We start from the raw sequence: 16,996 nt of genomic DNA, 5'->3' as shown, positions 1-16,996 counted from the left end.
ACGGAAAGCCGGTGCGGCCAGTTCATTTGGCCGCACCGGCCTTTTCTTTCCACCCTTGGGGCCGAATGTGACCTAGAGTGGATGGTGTCACAAACCGGTCCTCGCTGGCCCGGAAGATTTCAGCAATGGTGCAGGGCTGCCTGGCAGCAGGATACTAAGGGGTTCACATATGGCTCGGATTGGCGAGAGCACGGATCTGCTGAAGTGCTCTTTCTGTGGAAAGAGCCAGAAGCAGGTGCGCAAGCTCATTGCCGGGCCCGGTGTCTACATCTGCGATGAATGCATCGAGTTGTGCAACGAAATCATCGAAGAGGAGCTGGCTGAGGTCGCCGATCTGGGCAGCTTCGAATTGCCCAAGCCGCGTGAAATCTTCGACTTCCTCCAGGAATACGTCATCGGCCAGGAGCCTGCCAAGCGCTCCCTCGCCGTCGCGGTCTACAACCACTACAAGCGGATCCAGGCAGGCCATGCGCCAAAGTCCGGGAGCCTGGGGGAGGGCGGCCACCACGACGACGTCGAAATCGCCAAGTCCAACATCCTCCTCATCGGCCCCACGGGCTGTGGCAAGACCTACCTCGCCCAGACCCTTGCGCGGCGGCTCAACGTTCCTTTCGCCGTGGCGGACGCCACCGCACTGACTGAGGCCGGCTATGTGGGTGAGGACGTGGAGAACATCCTCCTCAAACTCATCCAGGCCGCGGACTACGACGTCAAGAAGGCCGAACAGGGCATCATCTACATCGATGAGATCGACAAGATCTCGCGCAAGAGCGAGAACCCCTCCATCACCCGTGACGTCTCCGGTGAGGGTGTGCAGCAGGCGCTCCTGAAGATCCTGGAGGGCACAGTGGCCTCCGTTCCGCCGCAGGGTGGACGGAAGCACCCGCACCAGGAATTCATCCAGATCGACACCACCAACGTCCTGTTCATCGTGGCCGGCGCCTTCGCAGGCCTGGAGGAGATCATCGGGTCCCGTTCCGGCCGCAAGGGCATTGGTTTTGGTGCCCCGCTCAACGAGGCCAGCAAGAAGGTGGACTCCTACGGCGAGGTCATGCCGGAGGACCTGCTGAAATTCGGACTGATCCCCGAATTCATCGGCAGGCTCCCGGTGATCACCACCGTGTCCAACCTGGACCGGGACGCCCTGATCCAGATTCTTTCCACCCCCAAGAACGCCTTGGTGAAGCAGTACCAGAAGATGTTCCAGATCGACGGCGTGGAACTGGTCTTTGATGACACCGCCCTGGACGCGATCGCGGACCAGGCCCTGGAGCGCGGCACCGGTGCCCGCGGCCTCCGGGCCATCCTCGAAGAGGTCCTGCTTCCCGTGATGTTCGATCTTCCCAGCCGCGAGGACGTTGCCAGCGTGGTAATCACTGAAGACGTGGTCCTGCGGGGAGCCGAGCCCACCATGATTCCGCACGTGGCCAAGCGCCGTAAATCTGCCTGACCGAGAGGACCTTCATGACTTCACCTGCCAAGAACAAGGCCGATTTCTGGTTTGACCCCCTGTGCCCGTTTGCCTGGGTCACCTCCCGGTGGATTGGCGAGGTCGAAACCGTCCGAGACATCGAGACCGAGTGGCACGTGATGAGCCTGGCCGTCCTGAACGAGGGACGGGACCTGGACCCCGGGTACCGCGAGTCCATGGACAACGCCTGGGGCACGGTCCGCGTGATCATCGCCGCCAGGGAAGAACACGGGCCGCAGTTCATCAAACCGCTCTATGACGCCATGGGCACCCTGATCCACAACCAGGGTGAAAAGGACCGGACGGCGGTCATTTCCAAGGCCCTTGCCGACTGCGGTCTCCCGGCCTCCCTTGCTGACGCAGCCAACACCGACGCTTACGACCAGCTGCTCCGGGCCAGCCACGAGGAAGGCATTTCGCTGGTGGGCCAGGACGTCGGCACCCCCGTAGTCGCCTTCAATGGAACCGCATTCTTTGGCCCGGTCCTGACCCGCATACCGCGGGGCGAGGAAGCCGGCAGGATCTGGGACGCCACTACCACGATCGCCGCCTACCCTCACTTCTTTGAGCTGAAGCGCAGCCGCACGGAAAGCCCCGAATTCCACTGACGCCCAGGACTGCCTGACCAGCTTCGGGCCGCCGAACCGGGACGCCAAGGGCCCCGGGAAAACTACCAATATGTAGTTTTCCCGGGGCCCTTGCACGTGGACCGGGGCGGGAGAACAATTGTCCTTACCACTTCGAAAGAAGGGGACGCAGGAACCAAAGATTCAGTGATATGTAGTTTGACGCAGCCATCGGCAAAGTTGAATGCAGCTACCAGTGACGGTGTAGTAAGACCTGAAGATCAGCGGATCCTGCCAGACCATCAGAGCACGTCACCGGATGGTCGAAACAGTCGAAGCCCCACCAACGGCAACACGCTGATGGGGCTTCCCCTGTGTCTGGAACCCGGGGTGTCCGGGACCAGGCGTGATCAGGATCAGGCCTTGGCGGGCTCGTCGCTCGGAGCGAGGGCAACATCGGTCACGGCGAGGTCTCCCTCTCCCACCACCAGGGTGATTTCCCGGGCGTTGGACGCCGCCTTCAAATCAGCCAGCCCGGCTTGCAGCTGTGCAGTCAGCATCTCCGGGGCTGTGATGGTGGCGGACAGCACTTCGGTGCGCTGCTTGACCTTTGCCTCGGACTTGGCCTTGCGGACACCGCTGAGGGCCACGCCGACCGTCGCCAGCATGGTGGTGTCCCCACCGGGGATCTCCAGCGCTGCCGGCCACGCGGCCCGGTGCACGGACCCGTTGCGCCACCAGCTCCATACTTCCTCCGTTGCGAAGGGCAGGAACGGTGCGAACAGCCGCAGCAGGGTGTCCAGGGTGGTGGCCAGGGCGGCAAGCACGGATGCCTGCTCCGCTTCGCCCGCAGCCCCGTACGCGCGGTCCTTAATCAGCTCCACATAGTCGTCCGTGAACTGCCAGAAGAATGACTCCGTGAGCTGCAGGGCGCGGGCGTAGTCGTAGTTGTCGAACGCCTTGGTGGACTGGGCCACGACGTCGGCCAGCTGGGCCAGCAGTGCGCGGTCCAAGGGATTGGTCAGGACACCGAGGTCGCCCGACAGCACAGAGTTCTCCGTGGCGCCGAGGTTCAGCACGAACTTGGAGGCATTCAGCAGCTTGATGGCCAGGCGGCGCCCGATCTTCATCTGGGCGATCTCGTAGGCGGTGTCGGCGCCGAGCCGCGCCGAGGCAGCCCAGTAGCGGACTGCGTCGGAGCCGTACTCGTTCAGGACATCAGTGGGGACCACCACGTTGCCTTTGGACTTGGACATCTTTTTGCGGTCCGGGTCCAGGATCCAGCCGGAAATGGCCGCGTGCTTCCAGGGCGCGCACTTCTGGAGTGCATCACCGCGGACCACGGAGGAGAACAGCCAGGTGCGGATGATGTCGTGGCCCTGGGGGCGGAGATCGAAGGGGAAGACCTTGGCAAACAGGTCCTCGTCCCGGCTCCACCCGCCCACGATCTGCGGGGTCAGGGAGGACGTGGCCCAGGTGTCCAGGACATCCGCGTCACCCGTGAAGCCGTTGGGCTGGTCGCGCTGTGCCTCGTCGAAGCCGGGGGCGACGTCGGCCGCGGGGTCCACGGGCAGCAGGTCGTCGGAGGGCAGGATGGGGTTGTCGTAGTCCGGGTTGCCCTGTGCATCGAGCGGGTACCACACCGGAATGGGGACGCCAAAGAAGCGCTGGCGGGAAACCAGCCAGTCACCGTTCAGGCCGGCGATCCAGTTTTCGTAGCGGGAGCGCATGAACGACGGGTGGAAGTCGATCTCCTTGCCCCGGCCGATGAGCCGTTCGCGGCGTTCTTCGTCGCGCCCGCCGTTGCGGATGTACCACTGCCGGGACGTGACCACTTCCAGGGGCTTGTCGCCCTTCTCGAAGAAATTCACCGGGTGGGTGATCTTCTTCGGTTCCCCGTCCAGGAGGTCCGCTTCCTTGAGCAGTTCCACCACGGCTTCCTTGGCGGAGAAGGCAGTCTTGCCGGCGATCGCCGCGTACGCCTGCTTGCCGGCCTCGCTGGTGATCCAGTCGGGGGTTTCGGCGATGATACGGCCGTCGCGGCCCATGATGGCGCGCGTGGGAAGCTGCAGTTCCCGCCACCAGGTGACGTCTGTGAGGTCACCGAAGGTGCACACCATGGCGATGCCGGAACCCTTGTCCGCCTTGGCCAGCGGGTGGGCCTTGACCTCGAGCTCGACGCCGAAGAGGGGGGACTTCACCGTCTTGCCGAACAGCGGCCGGTACCGCTCGTCGTCGGGGTTTGCCACCAGCGCGGCACAGGCAGCCAGCAGTTCCGGGCGGGTGGTTTCGATGAAGACCTTGTCCCCGTCTTCGGTAAAGAAGGGGTAGCGGTAGTAGGCGCCGGGAACTTCGCGGTCCTCCAGCTCGGCCTGCGCGACGGCCGTCCGGAAGGTGACATCCCACAGTGTGGGCGCTTCGGCCATGTAGGCGTCGCCGGCGGCCAGGTTGGCCAGGAAGGCGCGCTGGGACACTGCCCGGGAGGTGTCATCGATGGTGCGGTAGGTCAGGTCCCAGTCCACGGACAGGCCCAGGGTCTGGAACAGGTTCTCGAAGACTTTCTCGTCCTCGACAGCCAGTTCCTCGCACAGTTCGATGAAGTTCTGGCGCGACACAACGTCGAAATCGCGCTGGTTCCTGGCAGGCTGTGCCGGGGGCCGGTAGTCGGCGTTGTAGGGGATGGCGGGATCGCAGCGGACGCCGTAGTAGTTCTGCACGCGGCGTTCCGTCGGCAGTCCGTTGTCGTCCCAGCCCATGGGGTAGAAGACGTTCTTGCCGGTCATGCGCATGTAGCGGGCCTGGACGTCCGTCTGGGTGAAGGAGAACATGTGCCCCACATGCAGGGATCCCGACGCGGTGGGCGGGGGAGTGTCGATCGAGTAGACCTGCTCCCGGGTGGTGTCGGGGTTGAACTTGTAGGTTCCCTCGGCCAGCCAGCGCTGGGTGAGCGCGGTTTCGAGGCCTTCGAGGGCCGGCTTGTCCGGGACGTTGATGGGGGCGGTGGTGGGCGTGTCTGTACCCTGCGTGTCTTCAGCCATTGGGCAATTCTTTCATGCCGGCTTCCATCCCACCCAACCCGCAGGACCCGGCGGGGCACGGGCGCGGGTAGCATGCGCCGTATGGGCGATATTCAGGACACGTTTCGAGTGAAGCGCATCTACGAGCAGCCGGAGATCGGCGACGACTTCCGGGTGCTGGTGGACCGGCTCTGGCCCCGTGGGGTGCCCAAGGAAAGTGCCGCCGTCGACCTCTGGCTCAAGGACGTTGCGCCCTCCACGGAACTGCGCAAGGAGTTCAACCACCGCCCGGAGCGGTTCGCCGATTTCAGCGCACGCTACCGGCTGGAACTGGACTCCAATCCGGCAGTGGAGACCCTGCTGGAGGTGGCCGCCGGCCGCGCCCGGGTTACCCTCCTCTACGCTGCCCGCAACACAGAGGAAAACAATGCCAGAGTCCTGCTTGATTACCTCCTGGGACGGCCACCCGGCTGATCCCGCTAGGGTGGTGCCATGACTGAGGACTTGCAGAAGAAGGCAGCACTGGTAACCGGAGCGAGCAGCGGAATCGGGGAGGCAGCAGTGCGTGCGCTGCGCGCCGACGGGTGGACGGTCTTCGCCGTGGCACGCCGCGCAGAGCGCCTGGCGGCCCTGGAAAGCGAAACAGGCGCCATCGCAATTCCCGCAGATATTGCAGAGGACGACGACGTGTCCCGGCTGCTCGCGCAGGTCACCGAGGCGGGCGGCATCGACACACTGATCAACATCGCCGGCGGCGCCCGCGGCGCCGACAAGGTGGCCGACGCCAGCACGGCGGACTGGGAGTGGATGTACCGCGTCAACGTCCTGGGCACCATGAAGCTCACCCGGGCCTTCCTGCCGATGCTGCGGGCCACCGGGGAAGGAACGGTGCTGAACCTGACTTCCACCGCCGGTCTGGATGCCTACGAGGGCGGCGGTGGCTACAACGCCGCCAAGTTCGGCCAGCACGCCCTCACCAACGCCCTCCGGCTTGAGGAAGCAGAGCACAACCTCCGGGTCATCGAGGTGGCGCCGGGACTGGTGCAGACCGAGGAGTTCGCCCTGAACCGCCTGGGGGACCCGCAGGCCGCCGGCAAGGTGTACCAGGGCGTGGAGAAGCCCTTGACGGCGGAGGACGTGGCCGACGTCGTCCGGTACGCGGTGACGGTCCCGCACCACGTCAACCTGGATCAGATCGTCATCCGGCCGGTGGCACAGGCCGCCAACTACAAGCTCATCAGGAAGGGCTGAGCGGGCAGGAAGGGCTTCGGGCGGGAAGGCCTGTGCCGCCCCGGCCCTCTGAATGGCACTGGAGCTGTGGCGATAGTAGACTTTTCAATGGCTATGACCCGGCAATCACCGGTGAGCTTCCGGAAGAACCCGCGGCCGCTGCCTCCAAGGCGCACCGCGTCAGTAGAACCGGACGGGTAAGCCCGTCACAGCAGTAATGAGAGGCCGGAGCGGCAGGTGTTCCTCACGGAACACGCAGCGCCGGTAAGTGAGGTGGTACCGCGGTGGGCGTGACGTCTTCGGGACGGCACGGCAGCCGTCCTCGCATCCTGAACGGAACGTCCGGCCCTGCCGGGGGTTCACCACGCTCAACCCAGGATGTCGAACATGACGTTTTACCCCAAGGCCTCAGCCTCCAGCACTTCCCCCAACGGCAGCGCCGGCGTATCCGCCTCCGTGAAGTTTCCGGAGATCGAAGAGCGCATCCTGAAGTACTGGGACCAGGACGGCACCTTCCAGGCCAGCATCGACCAGCGCAGCGCCGACGTTCCCGGCGGCGAGCCGGGCAGCAACGAGTTCGTGTTCTACGACGGGCCGCCCTTCGCCAACGGGCTGCCGCACTACGGCCACCTCCTGACGGGCTACGCCAAGGACCTGGTGGGCCGCTACCAGACCCAGCGCGGCAAGCGCGTCGAACGCCGGTTCGGCTGGGACACCCACGGCCTGCCCGCCGAGCTCGAGGCGATGAAGCAGCTGGGCATGACGGACAAGACCCAGATCGAAGCCATGGGCATCGACAAGTTCAACGACGCCTGCCGTGCGTCCGTCATGAAGTACGCCGACGAGTGGCGCAGTTACGTCACCCGCCAGGCCCGCTGGGTGGACTTCGACAACGACTACAAGACGCTCAACGTCGAGTACATGGAATCGGTCCTCTGGGCCTTCAAACAGCTCCACGACAAGGGCCTGACCTACAACGGCTACCGCGTCCTTCCGTACTGCTGGAAGGACGAAACACCGCTGTCCAACCATGAGCTGCGCATGGATGACGATGTCTACAAGAACCGGCAGGACCAGACTGTCACCGTCACGTTCCCCATCCTTGCGGGGGAGTCGGAGCTTTCCAGGGAGCTTGCCGGCGTGCAGGCCCTCGCCTGGACCACCACCCCCTGGACACTGCCCACCAACGCCGCACTCGCCGTCGGGCCTTCCATCACCTACGCCGTGCTGCCCGCGGGGCCCAACGGCATCAAGGCCGCATCTGTCGACGCCCCCGTCAATGGCAGCTTCCTGCTCGCAGCCGACCTGCTGGGCAGCTACGCCAAGGACCTGGGCTATGACAGCTTCGAAGCTGCGGAAGCCGCCGTCGTGTCCACCCACACCGGCGCCGAACTGGAAGGCCTGGAGTACCAGCGGCTCTGGGACGACTTCGCCGACAACGAGAAGTACGGCATGGAGAACGCCTGGCGCTTCGTGGTGGCCGACTACGTGACCACCACCGACGGTACCGGCATCGTCCACCAGGCGCCCGCCTACGGCGAAGACGACCAGAAGGTGTGCGAGGAGGCAGGCATCCCCGTGGTGCTCTCCGTGGACGAGGGCGCCAAGTTCCTGCCGCTGTTCAAGCACGGCGACCTGCACGACATCGTCGGCCTGCAGGTCTTCGAGGCCAACAAGCCCATCACCCAGGTGCTCCGCGCCCAGGGCCGCCTGGTCCGCCAGGCCAGCTACGAGCACAGCTACCCGCACTGCTGGCGCTGCCGGAACCCGCTGATCTACCGCGCCGTGTCCTCCTGGTATGTGGAGGTCACCAAGTTCAAGGACCGGATGTCCGAACTGAACCAGGAGATCAACTGGATCCCCGGCAACGTCAAGGACGGCCAGTTCGGCAAGTGGCTGGAAAACGCCCGCGACTGGTCCATCAGCCGCAACCGGTTCTGGGGCAGCCCCATCCCCGTGTGGCAGTCCACGGACCCCGAGTACCCGCGCACCGACGTCTACGGCTCCCTTGCGGAGATCGAGGCGGACTTCGGCCGGCTGCCCCTCAACAAGGACGGCCAGGTGGACCTGCACCGCCCGTTCATCGATGAACTCACCCGGCCCAACCCGGACGACCCCCGCACCCCCGAAGAGGGCCAGTCCGTAATGCGCCGTGTGGAGGACGTCCTGGACGTCTGGTTCGACTCCGGCTCCATGCCGTACGGCCAAGTGCACTACCCGTTCGAGAACGAAGCCTGGTTCAACACGCACAACCCGGCTGACTTCATTGTGGAGTACATCGGCCAGACCCGCGGCTGGTTCTACATGCTGCACATCCTGTCCACGGCGCTGTTCGACCGTCCCGCCTTCAAGAACGTCATCAGCCACGGCATTGTGCTGGGCTCCGACGGCCAGAAGATGTCCAAGAGCCTGCGCAACTACCCCGACGTTTCCGAAGTCCTGGACCGCGACGGCTCGGACGCCATGCGCTGGTTCCTCATGTCCAGCCCCATCCTCCGCGGCGGCAACCTGATCGTCACCGAGCAGGGCATCCGCGACGGCGTCCGCCAGGTCATCCTGCCGCTGTGGAACGTGTACAGCTTCTTCACCCTGTACACGAACGCCGCGAACGGCGGTGCCGGCTATGACGCGAACCTGCGCTACGAGGGCTACCGGGACACCCTGGACCAGTACCTGTTGGCCAACACCGGCGACCTGGTGCGCAGCATGACCGCGCAGCTGGACACGTACGACATCTCCGGTGCCTGCGACTCGCTGCGCAGCTACCTGGACATGCTGACCAACTGGTACGTCCGCCGCAGCCGGCAGCGGTTCTTCGACGAGGACCAGGACGCCTTCGATGCGCTGTTCACCGCCCTGGAGACCGTTACCCGCGCCGCGGCATCGCTGCTGCCGCTGGTCTCGGAAGAGATCTGGCGCGGCCTGACCGGCGGCCGGTCCGTGCACCTTGCCGACTGGCCGGATGCGGACCTCTTCCCGGCGAACCCGTCCCTGGTGGAAGCCATGGACCGGGTCCAGCAGATCTGCTCCACCGGCTCCTCGCTCCGCAAGGCAGCCAACCTTCGGGTCCGGCTGCCGCTGCAGGAACTCACCGTGGTGGCACCCGGCGCAGACGCGCTGGAAGGCTTTGCCGCCGTCGTCGCCGATGAACTCAACCTCCGGTCCGTCCGCCTGCTGGACGCCGCCACGGCCTCCCCGGAGGAGTTCGGCATCCAGCAGAAGCTGGTAGTAAACGCCCGCGCCGCAGGCCCGCGCCTGGGCAAGAACGTCCAGGTGGCCATCAAGGGCTCCAAGTCCGGCGACTGGTCGGTGGACGAAAGCGGTGTTGTCACCGCGGGCGGCCTTCAGTTGGAGCCCCAGGAGTACACGCTGGAGACGGTGGTGGCGGAGTCCGACGGCGGTTCGGCAGCTGTCGCCGTGCTGCCCGGCGGCGGGTTCGTGGTCCTGAACACGGAAGTTACCCCGGAGCTTGAAGCCGAAGGCCTGGCCCGCGACATGGTCCGCGCCATCCAGCAGGCCCGGAAGGATGCCGGGCTCAACGTGAGCGACCGGATCCGGACCACCGTCAAAGCCGGGCAGAACGTGGTGGATGCCTTGTTGGCCAACGCCGAATTGGTCAAGGGCGAGACCTTGACCGTGGATCTGGCGGCTGAACCGGCTGACCTTTCCGAACCCGCCGTCGTGGTTGAAAAAGTGGAGGCCTAGGACATGTCCGACGAATTTTCCGTGGAAAGCGTCTACGCCGAACTGTTGGGACGGGCGCCCGAGAACAAAATGGAGCCCCGGCTGGCGCCGCTGTTCCGTGCCATGGACGTGCTCGGCGAGCCCAACAAGGCGTACCCGATCATCCACGTGACCGGCACCAACGGCAAGACGTCCACAGCCCGCATGATCGAGTCCGTGCTCCGCGCCCAGGGCCTGAGCACCGGCCGCTACACCAGCCCGCACCTGTCCAAGGTCACCGAACGGATCAGCATCGACGGCCACCCGGTATCCGACGAAACGTTCGTCCGGATCTGGGACGAAATCCGGCCCTACCTGCAGATCGTGGACTCCGAGCTCGAAGCCGAGGGCCAGCCGCGGCTGACCTACTTCGAATGCCTCACCATCCTGGGCTTCGCCATCTTCGCCGACCAGCCCGTCAACGTGGCCATCATCGAAGTGGGCCTGGGCGGCATCACGGACGCCACCAACGTGGGCGACGGCCAGGTGTCGGTGGTCACCCCCATCTCGCTGGACCACACGGACCTGCTGGGGGACACTACGGCGGACATCGCCTACGAAAAGGCCGGCATCATCAAGCCCGGCGGCTACCTCATCAGTGCAGCCCAGCCGGTTGACGCCGCCCAGGTGCTGCTGGAGAAGGCCAGGGAGGTGGGCGTGCCGTTCCGCTTCGAGGGCGTGGAGTTCGGCGTCGAGTCACGGACAGTGGCCGTCGGCGGGCAGATGGTCACCATTCAGGGCATCGCCGGCCGCTACCCGGACCTGCTGGTGCCGCTGCACGGCGCGCACCAGGCACAGAACGCCGCCGTGGCGGTCGCCGCCCTGGAGGCGTTCTTCGGCGGTGAGAAGGAATTGCCCTTCGACGTCCTGCAGGAAGGCTTCGCCGCCGTCACCTCGCCCGGCCGGCTCGAGGTGGTGCGCACTGCGCCAACAATCATCGTTGACGCTGCCCACAACCCCGACGGCATCAAGGCCTCCGCGGTGGCGCTCCAGGAAGCATTCACCTTCACCCGGCTGGTGCCGGTAGTGGGCGTACTGAAGGAAAAGGACGCCGAGGAGATCCTGCGCGAACTCAAGGAATCCTTGGGAGGCGTGGCGGAGGAATACTGCTTCACCCAGTCCAACTCGCCGCGTGCCGTCCCCGCCGCCGAACTGGCGGAGCTCGCGATCGACCTGGGCTTCGGCGAGGACAACGTGCACATCGCCGAGAAACTGGACGACGCACTGGAGTGGGCAGTGGAACGCGCCGAAGCCAACGAGGACCTGTCCGGCGCCGTGCTGGTCACCGGGTCCATCACGCTGGTGGCCGAAGCACGGATCCTGCTTGGAAAAACGGAGGCGTGACCATGGCCAGACTGACCAAAGCGCAACGTGAGTGGCGCCCCGGCATGCCGAAGAAGCGGCGCTCCACGAAGGTCATGTTCGCCTCCACGGTGTTGCTCCTCGAAGCCTTCGTGATGTTTTTCGCCACCCTGGTGGTGTTCGGCCTCCGCCGCGGTGAGTTCCCGCCGGCGCTGATCCTGGGCGTTGGCATTGCCCTCAGCGTGGTGATGATCGGCGCCTGTGCAGTCCTCAACAGGCCCTGGGGCATCGGGCTGGGGTGGATCCTGCAGCTCGTCCTGATCCTCACGGGCATATTCGAGCCGGCCATGTTCCTGGTGGGCGCCCTCTTTGCGGTTGCCTGGTGGTACGGCATCCGCACCGGCATCCGGCTGGACCGCGAAGCTGCACAGCGCGCCCGCGAGCAGTCGGAATGGGAAGCGGCCCATCCCGACCAGGCCTCCGGTCCGGCCCAGCCACAGTCCCCGTAGGCCTGTCCCCGTAGACTTATCCCGAAATCCCACCAACGCATTGGAGCAGTTGTGACTACAGAGCGCACCCTCGTCCTGATCAAGCCCGACGGCGTCGCCCGTAACCTGACCGGCGCCATCCTGGCCCGCATCGAAGCCAAGGGCTACAGCCTGGTTGAGCTGAAGAAGGTTGACGCCACCCGTGAACTGCTGGAGCAGCACTACGAGGAGCACGTGGGCAAGCCGTTCTACGAGCCGCTGGTGGAGTTCATGCTCAGCGGACCCGTGGTGGCTGCCATCTTCGAAGGCCACCGCGTCATTGAAGGCTTCCGCTCGCTGGCCGGCACCACGGACCCCACGACGGCGGCGCCGGGCACCATCCGCGGCGACTTCGGCCGGGACTGGGGCTTGAAGGTGCAGCAGAACCTGGTGCACGGCTCCGACTCCACCGATTCCGCTGAGCGCGAGATCAAGATCTGGTTCCAGTAACCGCTCGCCCGCCCCAGGGGCTGATGACCGCGAACTGACAGATAAGGCCAATGTTCTTCATGAACATTGGCCTTATCTGTCACCTGGCGGGGGAGCGGAGCGGACTTAGAAGCCCGAGGTCCCCACAAAGACCTGGATGAACGCGAAGAAGATGGTGGCGATGACGGCCACGTACAGCAGCGCAGTGATGATCCAGCCGGAATCACCGAGGATGCGGGCTGCGCCTGAAGGCATGGGGATGACGCCAGCGGTGATGTTCCTGATGGTGGTCCACACAAAGAGCGGGATCATGGCCGCCCAGACGATCATGCAGAACGGGCACAGGATGTGGATGGAGTACAGGGCCTGGGACCACAGCCACACCACGAACGCGAAGCCGAGCGTGACGCCTGCCTGCAGTCCCAGCCAGTACCAGCGGGCAAAAGTGGCTCCCGAAAGCAGGGCCATGCCCACGGTGGTGGTGATCGCGAAAGCCACGATGCCGATAAACATGTTGGGGAAACCGAAGACGGAACTTTGCCACGTCTGCATTACCTGCCCGCACGAGATCCAGGGATTCACGTCGCACACCGTGGTGTGGCTGGGGTCCTTGAGCACTTCGAGCTTTTCCAGCACCAGGGTTCCGGAGGCAAGCCAGCCAACGACGCCGGTGATGACCAGCAGCCAGCCGAAAGGCCGCTTCCGGGCCATCGGCGGAACGGTAGCGGCCGGCGTAGCTTGTTGATCGGCGCTCCGATCCTCTTCACGGGCGCTGACTGGGGAGATGCTGGGCATGGGTTTGGCGTCCTTTTCGTCCGGTGCTCCTGTGCCTGATTGTAACGCCGGCAGCTGGTGCCACTACACAGTAACGGGAACAGCCGCCCCTGCCTCCGCGGCGATCCAGCTTGGGTATGAGAGAATAAACGTGGCTGGAAGCCGATCCACATTCGGACTCCGGTCCGGTGGTTTGTTCCCAAGACCGCCAATGATGAGCAGGGCAGGCTTCGGATTCTTCCGGCACACCCGCAACTCCATTGGGCGGCACCTGGTTGTGGCACTCAGAACAACGGGTTTTCAGAACATCCACCGGCTCCTACGGGCTGCCGCACCCCAACGACGGTGCGAACCTGGGAGTATCCACTTGACTTCTGTCAACGCCTGCGGGTTTTGACAATATGTGCCCCAATGGGTGCCGGATGTGGCGGTACGTCAGGGGCAGGAGTGTTGCCACATATGGATAATGATCAGGAACTGGCCGTTAACGTAGAAGCCGCGGCGGATGCTGCGGCACCGAAGAGGGCCCCACGCGCCCGGCGCAAAGCAGCTCCCAAGGCGATGGACGACGTGACGGAAGCCGTCGCCACGGCTCCGGAAGCAGCGGTTTCCCCCCACGTCGACGCAACACAGGCTGATGACGCGGAAAAGGCGCCCAAGGCTCCGGCCCGACGCACCCGCGCCCGGAAGAAGGTGGAGGCTGCGGAACCGCTGCCCACCTTCGCGGAGGAAGCCGGCCCCGCTGACGAGCGTGTCGCCGCCGACGGTGCCGGCGTTGACGCCTCCGCCGGGGCGTCGGCTGCCGTTGCTGCCGGCCCCGTTGTTGATGCTGCCGCCGCTGGCAGTCCCGCCGCCGCACCTGTTGCCGAACCAGCGGCAGACGTCGAAAGCAAACCGGTCCGCCGCCGTCGGGTAGCCACCCGCAAGGTTGCTTCCCCCGCCAGTGCCGAACCGGCACCTCCCGCCACCGAAGCCGTGGTTGAGGGATCAGCAGCACCTGAAGCCGCAGTTCAGGAAGCAGTGCAGGAGCCCGCCGCCGCGCAGGCGCCGGTGCAGGAGCCCGCGCCGACCGCGGAATCCGCTGAACCGGCGCAGGAAACTCCGGCCGCGTCCAGCGGCGGAGAACCTGAAGCTGCCGCAAGCCCCTTCGCTTCCCTGTTCCTGGAACCCGCGTCGCCCACCTCCGTGCTCTTCCAGGCACCGGACCTCAGCACTGTGGTCCGTCCCGCAGCGCCCGTCGCCGAGGAGCCTGAGGAGGAAGAAACCGAAGACACTGAGGATTCCTCCAGCCGCCGCCGGCGCCGCAGCCGTGGCCGCAGGGGCCGCAGCCGGATCGGCGACAGGGCTGAAGAGGACAACGAGGACGGCAGCGTTGACGCCGACGCCCAGGACGAAGCCGACGAGGACACGGCCGGGACGGTGGAGGACGGCGTGACCTCCCGCCGCCGCCGTCGCCGCCGCCGTGGGGACCAGGACCTTGAGCTTACGGGTGGCGAAGACGACGATCCCCCCAACACGGTCACGCGCGTGCGCGCCCCGCGGACTGTGAGCGAGGCACCCGCCAGCAACCGCGTCACCAGCGTTAAGGGTTCCACCCGCCTGGAGGCCAAGAAACAGCGCCGCCGCGAATCCCGCGACACGGGCCGCCGCCGCACGGTCATCACCGAAGCCGAGTTCCTGGCGCGCCGGGAGTCCGTTGACCGGCAGATGATCGTTCGCCAGCGCGACGACAGAATCCAGATCGCGGTCCTCGAAGACGGCGTGCTGGCCGAGCACTTCGTATCCAAGACCCAGCAGGACTCGTTGATCGGCAACGTGTACCTGGGCAAGGTCCAGAACGTCCTGCCGTCCATGGAAGCGGCGTTCGTGGACATCGGCCGCGGCCGCAACGCGGTCCTGTACGCCGGCGAGGTCAACTGGGAAGCGGTGAACCTCGAGGGCAAGCAGCGCCGCATCGAAAACGCGCTGAAGTCCGGCGATACCGTCCTGGTCCAGGTCACCAAGGACCCCGTGGGCCACAAGGGTGCCCGCCTCACCAGCCAGATCTCGCTGCCCGGACGCTACCTGGTGTACGTACCCGGCGGGTCCATGACCGGCATCTCCCGCAAGCTGCCCGACGTCGAACGGAACCGCCTCAAGCGCATCCTCAAAGACCGCCTGCCCGAGCACGCCGGCGTCATTGTTCGCACTGCCGCCGAGGGCGCTTCCGAGGAAGAGCTCACGCACGACATCAACAGGCTGCGGGCCCAGTGGGAAGGCATCGAAAGCCAGTCGGCCTCCACCAAGATCCTGGCCCCCGAACTGCTCTACGGCGAGCCGGACCTGACCATCAAGGTGGTCCGCGACGTCTTCAACGAGGACTTCTCCAAGCTCATCGTCTCGGGCGAGGAAGCCTGGGACACCATCGAGGCCTACGTAACCTACGTGGCCCCGGACCTGGTGGGCCGCCTCGAGAAGTGGACCAAGGACCAGGACATCTTCTCCGCTTGGCGCATCGACGAGCAGATCCACAAGGCCCTCGAACGGAAGGTCTTCCTTCCCTCGGGCGGCTCCCTGGTGATCGATCGCACCGAGGCAATGACCGTGGTGGACGTCAACACCGGCAAGTTCACCGGCAGCGGTGGCAACCTCGAGGAAACCGTCACCAAGAACAACCTCGAAGCTGCCGAGGAAGTGGTACGCCAGCTGCGGCTGCGCGACATCGGCGGCATTATCGTGATCGACTTCATCGACATGGTGCTCGAATCCAACCGCGACCTGGTGCTGCGCCGCCTGGTGGAATGCCTGGGCCGCGACCGGACCAAGCACCAGGTTGCCGAAGTGACCTCTCTCGGCCTGGTCCAGATGACCCGCAAGCGCATGGGCACCGGGCTCCTGGAAGTCTTCGGCGAGCAGTGCGAGGCCTGCGCCGGCCGCGGCGTGGTGACCCACGACGATCCCGTGGAGCACCGCAGGGCCAATGTCGTGGCCGCCGAGCACCACCACGTCCAGCGCAATGACAACCGGCCCGAAGCCCGGCCGGAAGCCCACCGCACCGAAAGCCAGCGGACCGACAACAACCAGCCGGGCGCACGTTCCGAACGAAAGCGGCGGCGCGGACGCAACGGCCAGCAGCCCGAGGCCGCTCCGGCTCCTGCCGTCCAGGTCCACACCGTCCACCCGGACCCTACGGACGCTGAGCGGCATGCCAAGGCAGAAGCAACCCGCCTTGCCCTGGCCAACATCGCCGCTGCTGCCCACGCCGCCCACCTGCACGACGAAGAGGTGGCGGCAACCCGGCAGGTGCCCGCCGCCCCGCCTGCGCCGGCTCCGGCGGAGGAGAAACACGACGCCGACGCCCCCACGCGTCCGGCGGCTGTCCTGACATTCGGTGGCGAGGAAGTCCCGCTTCCGTTCGTGGAGCATGCGGAGGAGCAGCAGCCCAAGCCGGCTCTCACCTTGGACCGGCTCGCTGAAGCGTTCGCCCACCTGGGCCAGCCGGCGTCGTCCGTGGAGGACGCTCCGGCCAGGACCGCGGAGGTGCCGCAGGCAGCCGAACCGTCCGCACCGGCACCGGCCACGCCGGAATCAGGGGCTGAAGCCGGGGGAGCGGAAGCCCGCACCGCGGTGGAAGTTCCAGGCGAAAAGGACTATTCGGACCACACGCTGGAACAGTCCCGGCAGCGCCGTCCGCGGCGCCACCGGGGTGCCAGCCGTGCGCAGGGTGCCGCCAACGAGACCGCCGTCCAGCACCACGAAAACGTCCAGTCGACTGCCGGAGGCCATTCGCACGCGGCCAAGGCCCCGGAAATGGATAAGGCACAGGCCACCGCCGAACCGGGCAAGGCGGCAGCGGAACCGATTATCCTCGGCGTCGGCGTCCCGGCTTCGGAGCTGTAAGCCGGAAGCCCCGGACAGGCAACAAAGACACATTCAGGAGTCCCCGCTTTGTGGACGGTTCCCCGGTGAATGACACGG

The 16,996-nt window shown here is 65.8% G+C and carries 11 protein-coding genes; 9 read left to right on the top strand and 2 right to left on the bottom strand.

The genetic code is table 11. The features are described from left to right. Positions 1-169: 169 nt before the first annotated feature. Both clpX and LFT46_RS11770 read left to right on the top strand, forming a co-directional pair. Entirely contained in the window at positions 170-1,450 is a 1,281-nt protein-coding gene (clpX, locus tag LFT46_RS11775; protein WP_236819783.1) for an ATP-dependent Clp protease ATP-binding subunit ClpX, read from the top strand. Between the two features lie 14 nt (positions 1,451-1,464). Continuing rightward, the gene (locus LFT46_RS11770) at positions 1,465-2,079 is read left to right on the top strand and encodes a mycothiol-dependent nitroreductase Rv2466c family protein (RefSeq protein ID WP_236819781.1); all 615 of its coding nucleotides are present in this window, start codon (positions 1,465-1,467) and stop codon (positions 2,077-2,079) included. 374 nt (positions 2,080-2,453) lie between these two features. Here LFT46_RS11770 and valS read toward each other — a convergent pair whose 3' ends face one another. Further along, a complete protein-coding gene (gene valS, locus LFT46_RS11765; RefSeq protein ID WP_236819779.1) occupies positions 2,454-5,075 on the bottom strand; it encodes a valine--tRNA ligase in 2,622 nt (873 codons plus the stop codon). A gap of 81 nt (positions 5,076-5,156) precedes the next feature. On the opposite strand from valS, the gene LFT46_RS11760 reads away from it, so the two are divergent. The 6 genes from LFT46_RS11760 to ndk all read left to right on the top strand — a co-directional run bounded on the left by LFT46_RS11760 (position 5,157) and on the right by ndk (position 12,286). Further along, complete coding sequence (locus LFT46_RS11760) at positions 5,157-5,528, top strand: DUF488 domain-containing protein (protein WP_442863642.1); 372 nt, start codon at positions 5,157-5,159, stop codon at positions 5,526-5,528. Between the two features lie 18 nt (positions 5,529-5,546). Next, positions 5,547-6,305, top strand: coding sequence for an SDR family oxidoreductase (locus tag LFT46_RS11755; protein ID WP_236819770.1), 759 nt, complete (start codon positions 5,547-5,549; stop codon positions 6,303-6,305). 366 nt (positions 6,306-6,671) lie between these two features. After that, positions 6,672-9,989, top strand: coding sequence for an isoleucine--tRNA ligase (ileS, locus tag LFT46_RS11750; RefSeq protein WP_236819768.1), 3,318 nt, complete (start codon positions 6,672-6,674; stop codon positions 9,987-9,989). A gap of 3 nt (positions 9,990-9,992) precedes the next feature. Then, entirely contained in the window at positions 9,993-11,351 is a 1,359-nt protein-coding gene (locus LFT46_RS11745) for a bifunctional folylpolyglutamate synthase/dihydrofolate synthase (protein WP_236798594.1), read from the top strand. Positions 11,352-11,353: 2 nt separating this feature from the next. Then, entirely contained in the window at positions 11,354-11,818 is a 465-nt protein-coding gene (locus LFT46_RS11740) for a DUF4233 domain-containing protein (RefSeq protein ID WP_236819758.1), read from the top strand. A 51-nt stretch (positions 11,819-11,869) separates the two neighbouring features. Next, complete coding sequence (gene ndk, locus LFT46_RS11735) at positions 11,870-12,286, top strand: nucleoside-diphosphate kinase (protein ID WP_141941779.1); 417 nt, start codon at positions 11,870-11,872, stop codon at positions 12,284-12,286. A gap of 105 nt (positions 12,287-12,391) precedes the next feature. On the opposite strand, the gene LFT46_RS11730 is transcribed toward ndk, so the two are convergent. Further along, a complete protein-coding gene (locus tag LFT46_RS11730; protein WP_236819756.1) occupies positions 12,392-13,060 on the bottom strand; it encodes a vitamin K epoxide reductase family protein in 669 nt (222 codons plus the stop codon). A 438-nt stretch (positions 13,061-13,498) separates the two neighbouring features. Here LFT46_RS11730 and LFT46_RS11725 point away from each other — a divergent pair, with 438 nt between their 5' ends. Then, positions 13,499-16,918, top strand: a complete 3,420-nt coding sequence (locus LFT46_RS11725) for an Rne/Rng family ribonuclease (protein WP_236819754.1) — start codon at positions 13,499-13,501, stop codon at positions 16,916-16,918. Positions 16,919-16,996 lie beyond the last annotated feature (78 nt).

The sequence above is a fragment of the Arthrobacter sp. FW306-07-I genome (genome assembly GCF_021800405.1).
In the GTDB taxonomy this organism is placed as follows: Bacteria; Actinomycetota; Actinomycetes; order Actinomycetales; family Micrococcaceae; genus Arthrobacter.
This window is presented reverse-complemented; position numbering and strand designations above follow the sequence as displayed.